Origin of the sequence: Nocardia sp. BMG51109 (assembly GCF_000526215.1) — a bacterium.
Classification (GTDB): Bacteria; Actinomycetota; Actinomycetes; order Mycobacteriales; family Mycobacteriaceae; genus Nocardia.
In genome coordinates this window covers 3,852,132-3,868,069 of record NZ_JAFQ01000004.1, presented here as the reverse complement: position 1 = coordinate 3,868,069, position 15,938 = coordinate 3,852,132, and the positions used below count along the sequence as shown (strand labels likewise).

Here is a 15,938-nt window from a genome sequence, read left to right as displayed (position 1 = left end):
GACCGGTTTATTGCAGGACGCCATCCAGCTCGATGACCTCTTGCGGGTAACGCGCGGGGTCTATCTGCGCGGCGGTCCGCCCAGCGGCCAGCCACCGTTCGACGCTGGCATGCACCTCCGGTGTCTCGAGGACTTCGGGGCGGATGTACCAAGTGGCCTCGCCCAACGCGTACGAGATCTTGGCGTCAACGGTGGCTAGCTCTTCGAGGGCAGTGGCAATTCTGATCTCTTCGTCGGTTGGAGCGGTGAAATTGACCAACTGCACCCCGGGAAAAGTTGCGTCAACCGCGGCCGACATCGAAAACGCATCGTCCACGATGTTCGCCAGCATGTCCTGCACCCGCCGCCCCAGCCCATCGAGGGTCGGTCCTGCTGCGAGGGCCTCGCGGAGCAGGGTGCCGGCGCTGGCAGCCAAGGTGATGCCCTGTCCGTACACCGGGTTGAATGACGCCACGGCGTCGCCCACAGCGAGGAAGCGGTCGGGTCCGACTACGGCCTCCCATTTTCGGCGGAGGTTCCCGGCCTGGTGATAAATTCGAATGTCGCTGACGGGTTCCGAGCGGCGGGCAATGGCACCCAGCAATGGCGTCGGCGCCTGATCGAGAAATTCCAGGAATGCGCCCTGCTCTCGTGGGGGGTAATCGCGCATCATGCCCACGGCCGATAGCGAGTGGACACCATTGTCCGCAGGTAGCAGAACGCCGCCCTTGAGGTGCCCGGGAATCGGCAGTGCGACGATGCCCCTGATATCGCCGAGCACGTCCTCGGGAATGCGGACGAATTGCGTGGCGTAACCCATGTAAGCCTCAGCACGCACCTCAGTAGGCTTGTCGTAGCCATGCTCGGTGAGCCAATCAGGAGAGCGGGTCCGACGGCCGGAGGAGTCGATGACCAAGTCGGCAGCGATGACTGATCCGTCCCGCAGGCGAACACCCTCTACGCGGCGTTGGTCGTCGGACAGGACGAGACCACGTGCCGAACCGTAGACGACGGTCACGTTTCCGAGCGATAGCACTCGGCGGCGAATAACGAGTTCCAGCAACGGCCTGCGGAATGCGATCGTGGGCAACGACTTCACACGCATGCGCCAACCCACCGAGGAAAGCAGAGGGCAGTCTGCCTGCTCGTCGAAGGTGTCGCATCCGGCCGCGAGCAAGTCGTCGGTGACTCCGGGTAGCAAGTCTTCGAGGCGCTCCAGACCGACAGGCAGCAGCGCGTGGATCTGGGTGCCCTGCGGGACGCCGGCCCTGGGCTCGGCTGTTTCGACCAATCTATCGCGTTCGATCAGCGTGATACGGGCAAAGTGTTCACTGGCTGCGGCCGCCGCGGCCAAGCCGCTGATGCTGGCACCGATGATTACAAGGTGTTGATTTTCCATTTCTTTTCCAGAATTGAGGTGCTGAGCGATTCGGATTCTTCAGAGCTCGAAATAGCGGTTGATTTCTGATCCTTTCCCCGACGGGTTAGGGGACTGGATTACAATCATTCGCGCGTGCCGGGGTGCCCAATATTTGGCGGACGACCCCTTGGCGACACGCACCGTGTCACCCACAGTCGCTACGACAACGATCCCGCGCGACTCGACGTGCAATTCGCCCTCGATGATGACGTTGATCTCATCGTTAGGGTGTACGTCCTCCCAACCGGCGCTGTCCAACTGCCATTCGCCGAGGGCAATCGAGTCGGGCCAGCCGGCCGCGTCGGGTTCAATGATCCAGCGGCTCGTCATCTTCGGCATGTCGGGGGAGTCCACCGTCATCGACGTTCGCCGGATCAACTGCACCGCAACATCGTCAGCAGACGTTTCGTCGACATCATTCATCTGGATCTCTCACTTCCCGTTGTGGTGGTGGGCCGGGGCGAGTCCCGGCACGCTGATGCGGTACATTTGTTCGCAAAGAGGTTCAGCAGGGCTGGCCTACCAGTTGTCCGTAGTGGGATCGACGTTGGTTGCAAAGAGTTTTCAAAGGTGAGCCATACCGCCGAGAGGATGGATTGTCGGCATGAACAGTGACCGTGCAACCGCGATGCCTAAACGGCGCCGTCTGGAGCCGGGGAGACGTAGCCGGATCATCGATGTCACTATCAGCGTTATTGCCGAAGAGGGTGCAGCAGGTACCACTCATCGCCTGGTGGCGAAGGCCGCAGACGTGCCGCTCGCTTCGACCACTTACTACTTCTCCTCGCTCGACGATCTCATCTTCGAGGCTTTTAAGCGTTACGCAACCAACCACATTGAACGGTACAAGCTGAGCATCGCGGCGACCGCAAGCCGAGACGATCTGCTTGCGACTCTGACCGAATTGCTGGTCGAATCGATAGACAACGAGTCTACTGCTTTGGCGGTCGAGCTTTACTCCATCACTATCAGCAAGCCGGCCTTCAAGCCGCTTGCCGATTACTGGATCAGGGGAATCGAAGCCGTCCTCCGCACCAGGATGACGCCGGCAACAGCGCGAGCCATCAACGCGCTCACTGAGGGCTATGGGATCCATAAGCGAATGGCCGCAAGGAACTTCAGCGCAGAAGAGTTGCATCAGCAGATCGAAAAACTGCTTCCCGCCGAAGAATTCGGAGATTATGGGCAGCCCGAATTGCCGCCGTCGCCCTGATCTCGACGTTGAGTATTGCGCTGTCAGCCGCGAGCAGCCTAGATAGGTACGGACTCTGGCAATCGACAGCATGGTTTACCTCCATGACATCCGGTTCGCGGTGACCCATGTCTCAGGTTAAGGTACATCTGTACCTTACATCTGTCCATCGCTGCGGGAAACAAAACGTGGCCGGATCGAGGGCAGTTGTTCGGCCGGGATCGGCAGATCCCAGGTCAGCGGCCGGAACGGGGTCCACAGTCCGGCGTGGACGAGTACGGCGATGTGTGCGCTCGAGACAGTGAATGCGCTCATGGTGGGTTCCTCTCCCCTACTGGCCGGCCCGATGAGTCCGGTGTCTGTGCCACGGTGTTTTCGCCGTCGGTGTTCGGCGCGAGGAGAGCCAGCAACGCACGGGCACGCCGTCCTGCCCCGGAGACGACTACTACTGGCCAGATCAACCTACGGTTGTGGATTAACTTCGGGATGCGGGACCCAAGGACGCGACGGCAACAGAAGTCCGCGTCCGGAGTGCGCGCGTCATCGAAACAGATTGGAAGCAGCACCAATTCGACGAGTGAAGCGGTGAGGACGATGTCGATAGCGGTCTCGCTGGGCACGATATGCCATCGACGGTGACGCCGACGGGGTTTCCACGGAGTCGGCCAGGATCATCCGCGAGCAGAAACGCAAGATCGCCGAGCTGGAGCAGACGATCGAAATCCTTTCTGCCGCAACATCTTTTTCGCGCGGGACAAGCACCCGCGACACCGTTAGTGTGTGAGTTCATCGCCGAGCACCGTGTCCGGTTCTCGATCACGGCGATCTGCCGGGCACTGCCGCGGCTGGGCATCGAGATCGCCCCGCGCACCTACCACGCGTGGGTTAGCAGGGCGCCGTCGAAACGCAGTCTGTGGGACACCACGGTCACCGAGGTGCTCGCCGGCTGTTACGAGCCCGACGAGCGTGGTCGCCGCAGGCCTGAGTGCCTGTACGGACTGGCCGCGTCCGTGTTCACTACTCACCGGAGCACACGTCGACGATTCGGCGCGAACCCATCGGAGTGATCGGGTCCATCGCCCCCTGGAACTACCCGTTGCAGATGGCGGCGTGGAAGATTCTGCCCGCGGTCTCTTCCGGAGCGGCAGTCGTGTCGAGGTGCTTGCCGACCGAGGCGAAGGCACCGTCACGATCTCCGGCTGAGACTCTGCCAGCCGGAACGAGGGCGTGCTCCCTGTGCGAATTCGGAGCACGCCCTCAATTCATCGCTGGCGCGCCGTGTCGATAAGGGGCCCGGGGCGTCGGCGCCTTGGCCAACTGTGCTACTCCTCGAACAGTTTCCTTTCGCGTAGATCGCTGACGTACTTGTTGATGAGCTGTGCCGACAGATGCGGAATATCTCCGGTGGGGCCGATGTCGGCGGCTCGCACCGCTTTCCGGAAGTTGTCGGTGGGCAGGGCCGAACCGCGGACCGGGGTTCCGGGACGGCGGTAGGCATGTAGCAGCGGGAGCAGCGAATGCTGTTTGTACGCATCGGGCAGCGCTTGCAGGGCCGTGTGGAATCGGCTCGACCAGTCGTCGTAGTCGTCGATTCGCTGGATCGGATGGCCCGCCTCGATCAGCCAGTCGACGAACTCGTCCAACGAGATGCCGTCGTCGTGTGGATTGACCACGTTGTAGGAGCGATGCCCGTGGGTGCCGTGTAGCCCGAGGGTGGTGACGGCCTCGGCGGTGAAATCGGCGGGCAGCACTTCGAGGCGCCGGGCGACTCGCTGGCCGCCGCGATCGACACCGGTTGCGCGCGACCGAATCTGGGCAGCACCGCCCTGACGACCTCTCCTGATGCAGCACCGTCATCGCCGAACACGGCGATCGGATCGGGGTAAGCGTGCCGGTGCGGACAACGTCGTCGGGACCGCGAGTGGTGCAGCTGTCGGGCGACAGGCGGTCACCGCACCGGATTTTGCAGCGCCCGATACTCGCCGGGCGTCATTCCCGTCTCCTGCTTGAAGACACGATAGAAATGCCGATCCGAGGCGAAACCGCACGCCGCGGCGATCGATTCGAGCGACCGGACACGGCCCGCGCGGAGCAACACCTGGGCGGTACCGATGCGACGGCGTCGCACCATCGCGCCGACACCCCCCTCGACGTGCTCGAACAATCGATACAGGGTGCGCCGCGACACCGCGCACGCCCGCGCGATCCGATCCGTGGTGAGATCCGGTTCGGTGTAATGACTCCGCACGAACGCCAGCACCTGCTGCCGGACCAGCGCCTGCGCCGACCGCTCGGTGAGCCGGCCCCCGCACGCCAGCAGAACCGCCGAAGCCATCAAGTCGACCGCGTGCTCGCCCAGCACCGCCGCGGCCGCCGGATCGCTCTGCTGCACCTCCAGCAGATCCCGGAAGAACCGCTCGATCACACCGATCGCACCGCTGGTGGGTATCCGGACATTGATCGGCAGCCGACCGATCGACACCCCGGTCCGCTCCACAATGCTGGACAGCGGCGCCTGCGGGAACACTATTCCCCACGTACTGCTGAAGTGCGTAGCCGACGGCTGGACGCTGTCGTAGAGGAGCAGCCCACCCGGCTCGAACGCGCTCGTCCGGCCGGCCCCTTCCAGGACGCCGCGGCCGGCGGTCGTAAAGAACGCCGACAGGACCGGCTCGTCCGGCCGATCCATATGCCGCCGCGACCGGTACACACTGATCGGCGTGCCTTCGACCAACGAGACGCTCACGTCACCGTAGGTCACGGCCCTGATCCGGCCGTGGAACCTCTCCCCCTGCGGGCTACTGATCCCCATCGGGTAATAGGATTCGGAGAGCACACCCTCCCACTGCTCGAGCGCCCGCTCGGGCTCGAACTCGAGCGTCGACCGTATGTCGACCACAGTGTTCACCGGGGTGCCACCCACCGGATGATTCTCGCACCGGGCTCGCCGGAACGGCGCCGAAATCCAGCCGCCTATCACAACTTCGGCAACACCACACTGACAAATCATGCCTAGGCACCGACAGATCGGGCCGGATCGCACGTGCCCGGCGCTTCCCCGCCATAGTCACGTACCACCGCGGCCTACGCTTCGCCGTGAACGGGACTGCCTGATCTCCAGCGGCGATAAACCTGAAAATACTACAGCGGCAGGCATATTCACCCCGCACACCGCAACATCCTGCCGCCACCACAGCGTAACCACGGAATTCGGGACAGAGCCGACAGTGAGTGATCCGCTGATGCCGGGCACCGAGCAGAACCTTCGCGAAGTCGCGTGCTGTGCCGCAGGCGGCATTGCCGGTGACGATGCGCTCGATCCTTCCGATGCCGTACGCGGCGAAGAATGCCCGCGCCCGGAACACGAAACCGATTGCCGTGACAGCCTTCTCGTCCGCCAAGGGCGACCCGACGCCCGAGTCCCGAATGGCGGCCCGGACCCAAGCATCGGATGATTCACGGGTGCCGCCGGGGCGGCGGGCGACTCGATATGATGGCCGGGGCGTCCGAGGGGGATCAGGCCCAGGGATCCGGAGTTCGGTAGCCGCTTGCGACGAGTGCGCGGAGCCGGTCCACCGTTCCCGCGTCGGTGGCGGCGGTGCCCCTGATCCAAGCGATCGAGACGGCCGCGAGGAACAGGTCACTCCCCGCCCCGAGTCCCGTACGGTGCCGGCGAGTTGCGCGGCCCGCAGATACTGGTCGGTGGCGGCGATGAGGGTATGGCAGGGGAGGGGTGAGCGGGTTGTCCGGCTCCTCCGTACCGAGTCGACCGTAAAACGGAGGCGGTATCCGATCAAATCAAGCGGGCGCACGGGCCGGGAGATTCACATGAATACCGCACGGTTCACGACGACGGCGTGTTCGGGGGTCGACCTCAATTCCTCGATTCGCTCGAATATGACGGCCGCCGCCAGGTCGCGGCGCTTCGGCAATCTCGCGGCCTCGGCCGCCGCCAGCGCGGTCGGCATCTCGCCGCTGGTGAGGTCGGTGCAGTAGCAGGGGGCGCCGGGCTGCTGGCGCCACGATTGCGCCAGGGGTCCGGCGTCGAATCCGTCGAATCCGGTGTCGTCGACCAACGCCATCCCCACCGCGCGATCTCTCTCGTCATCGGCCGCGACCGGGATGGCGATGCGGCCCTCGATACCCGCGGGCATACCCTTCCGGGCGAACGAGTTGGACCCGATCGCGTTCCATGCCTTGACGATCGGGCGGCCGAGCTGTTCGGCGACCCAGAGGCTTTCGACCTGACCGGCTTCGATGGCCTCGATGGCGGAGTCGCGTGACGGGTAATAGTTCGATGTGTCGATGACGACCGTCTCGGCGGGCACGGTGGCGATCAACGGCGCGATGTCCGGAAGCCGGTTCAACGGGATGGACAAGATCACAGCGTCCACATCCCGCACCGCGTCGGCCGCGGCAACCGCGCGCGCACCCGAGACCAGCATATCGGCGCCGATCGTTTCCGGGCCTCGTGAGTTGGCCGCCTTCACGTCGTGCCCGGCCGCACTCAACTTCAGAGTCAGGGTCTTGCCGATGAACCCGGTACCGATGACACCTATCTTCATGCAGAAACTCCTTCTGTTCTCACCATTTCATTCCACGCAGGACGCTCGTTCTGCCCGTCCGGTCACACTGGACATCCACGCGCAGCCTGCGCTCGGGCCGACCTGCTCCACCCGCATGGCCTCCCGACTGCACCACGCCCGAGAAGCAAAACGGAGGCAGCATCCGTATTTGAACAGCATAAAACGGAGGCAGCATCCGGTCAAGTCCGGTGTCGGGAGTTTCCACGCCACTGCCCGCGCAAGAACATCAATCGGACACTGGTCTCTGTGCTGCGACAGGTCAACTCGACGCTGCGCGGGGATGGGCGGAGTACTTCCGCTACGGCGTGCCGAGCGCGACGTTCCAGTTCCTCACCAACGGGCGAGAAGAATGGGAGCGCGCAGCGGCGTTGGTCCGGCGCTTTCGTCAGCCGAACAGGAATGCGCTGCCGGTATTCGCGCTACCGGCGGCGCTGCCGGTCGCCATGAGGACACGCACCATGCTGACCGCGGTGATCAACGATCTGCCGCCGAATACGGAGGCAGACGAAATCCTCTACCTCGGCATGGGAATGACGCTGCACGTCGCCCTCCGCATCGCGGTCGCACGGCCCGCACATGTCGGCAGACAGGCACTGATCGAGCGGGCCGCCGCCGCATCCGCCATCACCACGCCGCTGCTTGCCGAACACCCGGCCGGGGACCGTCCCGGCTGAGCATTCTCGGACCAGCGGAACGGGGCGCCGAGTCTCGCCGCGAAAGTCCTTCCGCGCCTTGCGCTTTACGTTGTTAGGCGGTGGCGGCTCGGTCGCAGAGTTCGGTGCGCAGTGTGGCGAGGAATTCCGTACTGGATTTCGGGGGTAGTGCCTGGACGCTGAGCCGGTCCATCACCGACTTGTACGCCTGCACGTCGCGTTGCCTGTCCAGATAGACCGAGCTGGTGAGCTGTTCGGTGTAGACGATGTCGGGCAGTTCCGGTTCGGGGAAGCGCAGGATGCTGAACGGGCAGCCCGGAGAGGCGGAACCTCCGGCAGCGAAGGGCAGCACTTGAATTCGCACGTTGGGCAGTGCCGCGGTCGTGTCGAGAAGGTGATCGATCTGGTCGCGCAGGATGTGAACGCCGCCGACCGGACGGCGGAAGGCACTCTCGTCGATGATCGCCCACACCAGCGGCCCGCTGCGCCGGGCAAGGATCTGCTGGCGCCGGAGCCGGAGGTCGACGCGGCGGTCGGTCTGTTCGCCGTCCCCCGCGGAGACGACGGCCCGGGCGTAGTCGGCGGTCTGTAGAAGGCCCGGAACGAATTGGGGTTCGTAGGACCGGATGGTCGTGGCGGCCTGTTCGAGCCCGAGGTAGGTTTCGAACCACGACGGCAGCAGGTCGTTGTAGTGCTGCCACCAGCCCGGCTGGTTCGCCCGCCGGGCCATGTCCAGATACAGCTCCCGCCGCTCGGAATCGTCTACACCGTAGAAGGTGAGCAGGTCGCGGACGTCGCGCTCCTTGAACCCGGTGCGCCCCAGCTCCAGACGGCTGATCTTGGCGTGCGATCCGCGGATGGTGTAACCGGCCTGCTCGCGGGAGATCCCGCGATCCTCCCGCAGGCCGCGTAGCCGGCTGCCCAGTGCGATACGCAGCACCATCGGCCCACGGTCGGCGGTCAGCAGCTCCGCATCCTCGTCGTGCTCATCGGTCATGTGCCGCCTCCGGCCACGGTAGGGGTGGGACCTTCGTCAGGGGTACTGCGCGCCCCATTCACCGATCGTATCCGCTGACTGTGCAACTCTCGAATCCTGCAGCGGCGCACCGGCGTCGGGCCAGGTCCGGCGGCCGACGACGAGGTCCCCCGCCCCGGAACGGCGAGCGAATCCTTTGTGGCACTTACCGTCACGGATAAACAGACCCGTAGGTTCCCCGTATCGCCAGGGCGGCAATGAATGTCACTTCCCTCGGTTTCCCGGCACACCGGTGGTGACCGGCCGTAGACTCGGCGCCGTCGCAAGCAGCCCGCTCGGGACGGGGTAGTCGTGGGGGCGCCACCAGGGGGCTCGTGCCGGGGACATCGATGCCGTCGCGCCGAGCATCGCCCATGCCTACGGCTGTGCGCCGAGTGGCGACGGACACCTCGTCGGCGGCGTTGCGCGCACGCCCCGACGACCACACCATTCTGGGAGACTGACATGGCAACACCCGGGCCCACGATCACCGAGCAGGACATCCGCACCAAGCTGTCGGACATCCTGACCAGCCCCAGCATCGACCTGGCGACCTCCAGCAACGGCGTAAACTGGTGTTCCAACGCGTTTTTCGCCGTACTGGACGACGATCCGTTCCGGCTGACCCTCGTCCTCGAGTCCGCCGGCCGGACCCTGGAGGGCCTGCGGTCGAATCCGAACGTCGGCGTCAAGATCGTCCCCTCCGGTTTCCTGCAGCCCTTCGCACAGGGGCTCGGCACCGCCGCGGTGCGCGACGCCGCAGGCCGCGACGAGACGTTCGAAGCCTTGCGCCGCAAGGAACCTCAGATCGAACCGTTCCTCGCCGCACCGGTCGACCCCGTGGTGATCACCATCGAGTGGTGGCGCGTCACCCACGTCGAGGGCGGCTGGCTGCCCGGGCGGGTCCTCACCCGCACCACGCCCGCCGGCACACCGTGACCGAACCATGACCAACCGGCCCCGCGGAGCCGCCGTGCACACCGAAACCTGTTAGGTTGCAGCAATACTCGTCCTGCCCCACAGAGAGGGCAACGGCGAGCCCCTGACTCTGCCGGTCCCGTTGCCGCACCCGACGCGCGGTTCTACGCTGATGAGCCGAGTCATCCCAGTACAGAGAGGTTGTCATGCCCGAGGTGTCCGAACCCACCCTCGTCACGGGGGTCCGCATACCGGTCGGTGTGGACACCAGCCGAGCCAGCATCGCCCGCGTCTACGACGCCACCCTGGGCGGCAAGGACAACTACGACGTCGACCGCAACGTACGGGACAAGGTCGCCGAAATCGCGCCCCAGCAAAGCGATGTCGCGCGCATGAACCGGCAATGGCTGCACCGCGTGGTCCGCTACCTGTCCGGCCCGGCCGGTATCGACCAGTTCCTCGACATCGGCGCCGGCCTGCCGACCGTCGGCAACACCCACGAAATCGCGCAGCAGCAGAACCCGGCCGCGGCCGTCGTCTACGTCGACAACGACCCCGTCTGCAACATCCACGGCCGGGTCCTGCTGGAAAGCAACGACTACACCCATTTCGTGCCCGCCGACCTCACCGAACCCAACACCCTGCTCGCCCACCCCGAGGTCGTCGCCCACCTCGACCTCACCCGCCCGCTGGCGCTGATCCTGTGCGGCATCCTCCACCACGTCGACGACCACCTCGACCCCGCCGGCATCATGCGCCACTACATCGACGCCATCCCCACCGGCTCCTACGTCGCGATCACCCACTTCGCCGATCCCGACGACGGCACCGAGGCCCACGAGATGGCCATCGAGCTGCAGAACCGGTTCATCAACGCCGGACTCGGATCGGGCTGGTACCGCACCCACGACCAGATCGCCTCCTACTTCGGCGATCTCGAACTGCTCCCACCCGGCCCTCACCTCGGACCCGACCTCGCCGAACTCGACGACTGGTGGCCGATGGGCCCCGAACTCGAACCCCGCTGCACCGAAAAACGCCTGCTCCTCGGCGGAGTCGGCCGCAAGACCGGACCATCGAATCCGGTCGTGACGCCCCTGCGCCGCCGCACCGACCGATAACCGTGCCCCGCTCGCCGAGAGACGACAAACGATGACCTCCTACGACGACCTGTCCGGCCCCACCTTGCGCGATGACCGCTGGCAATACCTGCAATTCCCCATCGGCGACGACGAGACCTGGACCTACGCCGAACCCGACGCCAAGACCGATGTCGGCGACGGCGCCGTCTCGGTCCGTATCGACGAGTTCACCCGCTCCCATCCCCAGGTCCAGCTCCTCGACAACCCCAAACACCTGCTCGTCTCCACCGAGGAATTCGACCTCACCACCGGGCCACGCACCTTCGCCGTCGACATGACCGCCGAGAACATCGGCTCCACCGGCGAGGACTATCGCGACGGCTTCGCCGCCTTCAACGTCCTCGACATGGCCACCGCCGACATCTTCGACCTCATCGTCACCAGCCGCCACGCCTACGCCATCCACGAACGCCTCTACGTCCCCGGCGTCATCGACCCGGCCGACGCGTTCACCCACGTCGTCCACGCACCCCTCGCCGGCATCTCCCCCCGCCCCGGCCATCACCACCGCTACGCCATCACCCTCGACCCCGCCCGCCACACCGTCACCTGGCGCATCGACGACACCCCCGTCTACACCGCACACCCGGCAACCCTGCCCGGTTCGGTACGCATCGGATTCGGAATCATCACCCTCCACCCGATCGCCGACGGCCACTCCACCTCCCTACGCGGCCAAGGACTGCACGGCCACTGGCGCCACTTCGACATCACCTGACCCGCGGCGACAGCCGTCGATCCGATCCGGGCCAGGGGTGGCCGGGGCGCTCAGAGTGAGAGCGCAAGCGCCCCCGACCGACTGACCACTCCGCGGTCGGACCGACCCGCCCGCGAACTTTCGAGTGCATAGTGCCGAGTGCGCGGGGTAGTGCGCCGATATGACGCGAGGTGGCCGAGCGGAAGGTGCGCGCCCGGCCGCCGAGGCGAGCAGAGCATACGGCCGCTGATACGGAGGAGTGCGTTGTGAGTACTTATGTGACGACCAATCCGACCACCGGTACCACCGAGCGCGAGTTCCCGGGGCTGGCCGACGACCAGATTTCGGAGGTCGCCGAACGTTCCGGCGCGGGATTCGAGACATGGCGGCACACGCCCGTGGCCGAACGGGCCGCCGCGCTGGCGCGGACCGCGGATCTGTACGAGAAGCGGTCGGCCGAGCTGGCGGCGACCATCACGAGGGAAATGGGCAAACCGGCGAAGCAGGCGGCCGAGGAGGTGCAGCTGTCCGCGGATATCTATCGCTGGTACGCCGAGCACGGCCCCGACCTGCTGACCACCGAGCGGCTCGATCCCCAGGGCGCCGAGGAGTCGGTGGTTCGGACGCTACCGATCGGGCCGCTCGTCGGGGTGATGCCGTGGAACTACCCCTACTATCAGGTCGCGCGCTTCGCCGCGCCGAATCTGTTACTGGGCAATACGGTCGTGCTCAAGCACGCCTCTATCTGCGCGGCCTCCGCACAACTCATCGCCGATGTATTGCACGAAGCGGGGATTCCCGACGACGTGTACATCAACGTGTATGCGAGCGCCGGCCAGGTCGCCGAACTGCTGGCGCATCCGGCGATCCGCGGAGTATCGCTGACCGGCAGTGAGAAAGCCGGCGCCGCGGTCGCCGCGGAGGCCGCGAAGAACCTGAAGAAATCGGTCCTCGAACTCGGCGGTTCCGACCCGTTCATCCTGCTGGATACCGACGACATGGCCAGGACCGCCCGGATCGCCGCGCGGGCGCGACTGTCGAATGCGGGGCAGGCGTGCAATTCGCCGAAACGCTTCATCGTCGTCGGCGAACTCTACGACGACTTCGTCCAGGCGCTGGTGGATCAGTTCGATCGCGCGGTCGTCGGGGATCCTGCGGACCCCGAAACCGAGGTGGGCCCCTTGTCCTCGGTGTCCGCGCGGGACAATGTCGCCGACCAGATCCGCACCGCCGTGCGGCAGGGTGCGACGCTGCACACGGGCGGCTCGCCCGTCGAGGGTGACGGAGCGTTCCTCGAACCCGCGGTCCTCACCGGCATCACCCCGGAAATGGACGCCTACTCCGAGGAGATCTTCGGCCCCGCCGCGATGGTTTATCGGGCCTCCTCCATCGACGACGCGGTGCGGCTCGCCAACGACGTCGGCTTCGGCCTGAGCGGATCGGTGTGGAGCACAGACCTCACCCGAGCCGCACTGGTCGCCGACCGCCTCGAAGTCGGAATGGCCTACATCAACGAACACGGAACGACGTTGCCCGGCTTACCGTTCGGCGGCGTCAAACGCTCCGGTTACGGACGCGAACTGGCGCGCTGGGGCATGGGCGAATTTGTCAACACCAAACTCCGCCGAACCTCGGCTCGCTGACCGGGTAGCGCCGCCACAGCCGACTTCATGAGGCACACGCATTGTTGAGAGGATCGGTGAGAATGCGCTGAAAGAATATATTTCATGCGGCGCGGTCCATTCATTCCGCCGGCCGATGGGTGGGAGAATTCGGCATCGGTAACGAAAGGTCGGTGTCTTCGGTGGCTGGTATCCCGAAAGTTCAGGTCGGCCGGATGGGGCAACGATGAGACGGCGCGATCGATTCAGGGTCGCGGTGGTCGGTGGGAGCATCGCCGGGTGTGCCGCCGCCCTCGCGATCACGCGGTCGGGCGGTGCCGTCGTCGTATCCGAGCGCAGCAGCGCCCGTTTGCACGACCGTGGGTTCGGTATCGGTATGCCGCACAGCATGCGCGACACCCTGGCCGATGCCGGGTATCTGGACGCGACGATGCCGATACATTCTGTGACGCACCGGATCTGAATTTTCCCCTACATCCATCCCTCCGACACCGGCCACCCTGGCGGTCCCCGCATCCTCTAGACCATCACACATACCCTCGATCTCGACCCGTGCCTGCTCGAGCCATCGCGCCGCAGCCTCCAGGAACTGGGTAACGCCGGTTCCGTCTCCGTCCTCGACGTCACCGCCCGCTTCCTCGCCGCTCCGCCGCCCGACCCCGCCGAAGGAATACTGCTCGCCGTCGGCCCCGGTCTCACCGTCATCGTTTGCCGCTGCTCCTGGCACGGGCGGGCATACACCGCCGATCGTCCGGACCGACGGACCCGCCGAGGACCGCGTGTGGCCGGACAGCTCGCCTCTCTGCGGCACTTCAGGCCGGATCACGCTGCGCGGGACGCAGGAGAAGCCTGGACTTGCGAAGTAGCAATCCGGTAGCATCACATACAGAATCGCAGTTCAACGGTGGAAATCAGACAATTCTGCATCTTATCGCGGATGTCGCATACGATATCCGACCGCCTCGCGCGTAGTTCGGATAACTACATAATTCCGACGTACTGACAGCACGCAGTTCTTTCGAGTCCGTTCACCGGACCGCCATCGCCGCCGCAGCACAAATCGGCCTCGCGTGATCACCGCACCCGTCCCTGCCGATCACCTCGACCGAACAGCAGAGAGGCAGCAGCCATGACCACCGGCAACGCTCCCATCCACCATCATTGCGACATTCTGCGCACAATCTACGCCGACGTGGGAGAGCGGGCGATTACCCCGCCGATCGGATCACTGTGATGCGTGCGGAGATTCCGGTAGCCGTTCCCGCCGCACCCGGCCGCATCCCCGTGCTGGGTCACCTGATCCCGATGACCCGCCGACCAGTGGAATTCATCCGGGAGATGAGCGCACTCCGGGGGCTTGTCAAGATACGGCTGGGCACGGAGGAGGTCTACCTCGTAACCGATCCGGCGCTGGTCCACGAAATACTGGTGCCCCAGGGCGCGGCGTGCGAGAAAGGTCGCCTGTTCGATAATCTTCGGACGCTTCTGGGGAACGGATTGGTCACCTCGTCGGAGCCATTACACATGCATCAGCGCAGAATTTCGCAACACGCCTTCAAACCCGCGGCACTATCCAGTTACGTGCCCGGGATCGGGGAAAACGCCCGCCGAGCCACCGAATCCTGGCGGCCGGGGCAACGGGTGGAATTAGTGGACGTGTTGGACCAATTCACCTTGAAGACCGTGATGAACACAATTTTCTCCGCGGAACTGAACCCGCGCGGTGCCGAGGAGGTGACCCGCCTGCTGCCGACGGTGCTACAAAGCGTGGCGGCAAACACGTTCGTGCCCCGATTCTGGACGAGACTCCCCACTTCCAGAAACCGGCGGTTCCGCGAGCTGAGCGGGAGAATTCGATCGGTTATCGATGAAATCATAGCCAGCTACCGGCTGTCGGAACCCGACCCCGAGCATTCCGGCCTGTTATCGACGATCCTGACCACCCGGGACCCCGAAGATGGGGAAGGTATGTCGGATATCCAGGCCCGGGACGAGCTGATCACATTCATGATCACCGGCTTCGTCACCGCCACCAGCACCCTGGCTGCCCTGTTCTACCAGCTCAACCGCCATCCGAACGTGGAAGGACGGCTGCATCACGAACTCGAGGATGCGTTGGGCGGAAGACAGGTCTCCGAGGAAGACTTTCCGCACCTGACATACACACGCAACGTGATTACCGAAACGTTGCGACTACACGCACCGACCTGGTTCCTCATGCGCAGGACGACCGATGAGATGCGGCTGGGCGGGATCGATATTCCGGTCGGCACGGAACTGCTGTTCGCTCCACCCGCCCTGCACCGAGATCCGGCCGTGTACCCCGATCCCTCGGCCTTCGACCCCGACCGCTGGGTCGATCGGCCGCCACACAGTCTCCCCAAGGGAGCCTTCGTCCCGTTCGGAAACGGTCGCCGGATGTGCATCGCCGCATCCTTCGCACAGACGGTGATGCTCGTGTTCGTCGCGACGGCGTGCGCCCGCTGGCGGCTGGTCGAGGATCCGCTGATCGACCGCTCACCACTGTACAAAGGGGCAATTTCCCGATTCCCCGAGCTACCGGTCACCGTGATGGCCCGCTGAGCGTACTGATCACGGACGCCGACAGCTCGGTCGGTGCGGTCGAACACGCGGCGCTCCCCTGGCCCTGTACACCGAAAGTTGATGCGGCACTTCGACTTACCGCGCTGAACGCACACGTGGCGGCGCTCCGT

The 15,938-nt window shown here is 65.1% G+C and carries 13 protein-coding genes and 5 pseudogenes; 9 read left to right on the top strand and 9 right to left on the bottom strand.

The features are described 5' to 3' along the window. Positions 1 to 7: 7 nt before the first annotated feature. Positions 8 to 1,378, bottom strand: a complete 1,371-nt coding sequence (locus D892_RS0119135) for an NAD(P)/FAD-dependent oxidoreductase (protein ID WP_024802798.1) — start codon at positions 1,376 to 1,378, stop codon at positions 8 to 10. A 39-nt stretch (positions 1,379 to 1,417) separates the two neighbouring features. Further along, positions 1,418 to 1,822 carry a hypothetical protein gene (locus tag D892_RS0119130; protein WP_084161125.1) on the bottom strand — a complete coding sequence of 135 codons (405 nt, stop codon included), beginning with the start codon at positions 1,820 to 1,822 and terminating at the stop codon, positions 1,418 to 1,420. A 181-nt stretch (positions 1,823 to 2,003) separates the two neighbouring features. Between D892_RS0119130 and D892_RS41530 the strand changes: the two genes are divergently transcribed. Further along, a complete protein-coding gene (locus D892_RS41530; RefSeq protein WP_084161124.1) occupies positions 2,004 to 2,612 on the top strand; it encodes a TetR/AcrR family transcriptional regulator in 609 nt (202 codons plus the stop codon). 135 nt (positions 2,613 to 2,747) lie between these two features. Here D892_RS41530 and D892_RS46800 read toward each other — a convergent pair whose 3' ends face one another. Next, positions 2,748 to 2,906 (bottom strand): hypothetical protein, encoded by a 159-nt coding sequence (locus D892_RS46800; protein WP_156959576.1) that lies wholly within the window; start codon positions 2,904 to 2,906, stop codon positions 2,748 to 2,750. 316 nt (positions 2,907 to 3,222) lie between these two features. On the opposite strand from D892_RS46800, the pseudogene D892_RS48610 reads away from it, so the two are divergent. Together D892_RS48610 and D892_RS46795 are read left to right on the top strand one after the other, a co-directional pair. Next, positions 3,223 to 3,589: pseudogene (locus D892_RS48610) on the top strand (IS3 family transposase); the annotation flags it as partial. A gap of 17 nt (positions 3,590 to 3,606) precedes the next feature. Continuing rightward, positions 3,607 to 3,744: pseudogene (locus tag D892_RS46795) on the top strand (aldehyde dehydrogenase family protein); the annotation flags it as partial. 169 nt (positions 3,745 to 3,913) lie between these two features. Here D892_RS46795 and D892_RS0119110 read toward each other — a convergent pair. From D892_RS0119110 to D892_RS0119100, 4 genes and pseudogenes are all read right to left on the bottom strand, one after another. Then, positions 3,914 to 4,378: pseudogene (locus D892_RS0119110) on the bottom strand (oxidoreductase); the annotation flags it as partial. Positions 4,379 to 4,539: 161 nt separating this feature from the next. Next, entirely contained in the window at positions 4,540 to 5,514 is a 975-nt protein-coding gene (locus D892_RS43805; protein WP_024802793.1) for a helix-turn-helix domain-containing protein, read from the bottom strand. 310 nt (positions 5,515 to 5,824) lie between these two features. Then, positions 5,825 to 5,992, bottom strand: a pseudogene (locus tag D892_RS46790) (IS481 family transposase); the annotation flags it as partial. Between the two features lie 423 nt (positions 5,993 to 6,415). Further along, a pseudogene (locus tag D892_RS0119100) lies at positions 6,416 to 7,159 on the bottom strand (NADPH-dependent F420 reductase); the annotation flags it as partial. A 323-nt stretch (positions 7,160 to 7,482) separates the two neighbouring features. On the opposite strand from D892_RS0119100, the gene D892_RS0119095 reads away from it, so the two are divergent. Next, on the top strand, positions 7,483 to 7,851 hold the full coding sequence (locus tag D892_RS0119095) for a hypothetical protein (protein WP_024802791.1): 369 nt from the start codon (positions 7,483 to 7,485) through the stop codon (positions 7,849 to 7,851). A 73-nt stretch (positions 7,852 to 7,924) separates the two neighbouring features. Here D892_RS0119095 and D892_RS0119090 read toward each other — a convergent pair whose 3' ends face one another. After that, a complete protein-coding gene (locus D892_RS0119090; RefSeq protein WP_024802790.1) occupies positions 7,925 to 8,827 on the bottom strand; it encodes a helix-turn-helix transcriptional regulator in 903 nt (300 codons plus the stop codon). A gap of 483 nt (positions 8,828 to 9,310) precedes the next feature. Here D892_RS0119090 and D892_RS41515 point away from each other — a divergent pair, with 483 nt between their 5' ends. The 4 genes from D892_RS41515 to D892_RS0119070 all read left to right on the top strand — a co-directional run bounded on the left by D892_RS41515 (position 9,311) and on the right by D892_RS0119070 (position 13,245). After that, positions 9,311 to 9,784, top strand: a complete 474-nt coding sequence (locus D892_RS41515) for a hypothetical protein (RefSeq protein WP_024802789.1) — start codon at positions 9,311 to 9,313, stop codon at positions 9,782 to 9,784. Positions 9,785 to 9,969: 185 nt separating this feature from the next. Next, positions 9,970 to 10,884: an SAM-dependent methyltransferase gene (locus D892_RS0119080; RefSeq protein WP_051499104.1), complete on the top strand. Its 915-nt coding sequence runs from the start codon at positions 9,970 to 9,972 to the stop codon at positions 10,882 to 10,884. A 31-nt stretch (positions 10,885 to 10,915) separates the two neighbouring features. Further along, the gene (locus D892_RS0119075; protein ID WP_024802787.1) at positions 10,916 to 11,623 is read left to right on the top strand and encodes a DUF6081 family protein; all 708 of its coding nucleotides are present in this window, start codon (positions 10,916 to 10,918) and stop codon (positions 11,621 to 11,623) included. A 245-nt stretch (positions 11,624 to 11,868) separates the two neighbouring features. After that, positions 11,869 to 13,245, top strand: coding sequence for an NAD-dependent succinate-semialdehyde dehydrogenase (locus D892_RS0119070; RefSeq protein WP_024802786.1), 1,377 nt, complete (start codon positions 11,869 to 11,871; stop codon positions 13,243 to 13,245). 181 nt (positions 13,246 to 13,426) lie between these two features. Here D892_RS0119070 and D892_RS46785 read toward each other — a convergent pair whose 3' ends face one another. Further along, positions 13,427 to 13,951, bottom strand: a complete 525-nt coding sequence (locus D892_RS46785; protein ID WP_156959575.1) for a hypothetical protein — start codon at positions 13,949 to 13,951, stop codon at positions 13,427 to 13,429. Positions 13,952 to 14,457: 506 nt separating this feature from the next. Here D892_RS46785 and D892_RS0119055 point away from each other — a divergent pair. Further along, entirely contained in the window at positions 14,458 to 15,807 is a 1,350-nt protein-coding gene (locus D892_RS0119055; RefSeq protein ID WP_024802784.1) for a cytochrome P450, read from the top strand. The last annotated feature ends 131 nt before the right edge of the window (positions 15,808 to 15,938 follow it).

Coding starts and splice junctions, on each gene's coding strand:
- D892_RS0119135 (WP_024802798.1), bottom strand. CDS start 1,378: ATGGAAAATCAACACCTTGTAATCATCGGTGCCAGCATCAGCGGCTTG.
- D892_RS0119130 (WP_084161125.1), bottom strand. CDS start 1,822: ATGAATGATGTCGACGAAACGTCTGCTGACGATGTTGCGGTGCAGTTG.
- D892_RS41530 (WP_084161124.1), top strand. CDS start 2,004: ATGAACAGTGACCGTGCAACCGCGATGCCTAAACGGCGCCGTCTGGAG.
- D892_RS46800 (WP_156959576.1), bottom strand. CDS start 2,906: ATGAGCGCATTCACTGTCTCGAGCGCACACATCGCCGTACTCGTCCAC.
- D892_RS0119090 (WP_024802790.1), bottom strand. CDS start 8,827: ATGACCGATGAGCACGACGAGGATGCGGAGCTGCTGACCGCCGACCGT.
- D892_RS41515 (WP_024802789.1), top strand. CDS start 9,311: ATGGCAACACCCGGGCCCACGATCACCGAGCAGGACATCCGCACCAAG.
- D892_RS0119080 (WP_051499104.1), top strand. CDS start 9,970: ATGCCCGAGGTGTCCGAACCCACCCTCGTCACGGGGGTCCGCATACCG.
- D892_RS0119075 (WP_024802787.1), top strand. CDS start 10,916: ATGACCTCCTACGACGACCTGTCCGGCCCCACCTTGCGCGATGACCGC.
- D892_RS0119055 (WP_024802784.1), top strand. CDS start 14,458: ATGCGTGCGGAGATTCCGGTAGCCGTTCCCGCCGCACCCGGCCGCATC.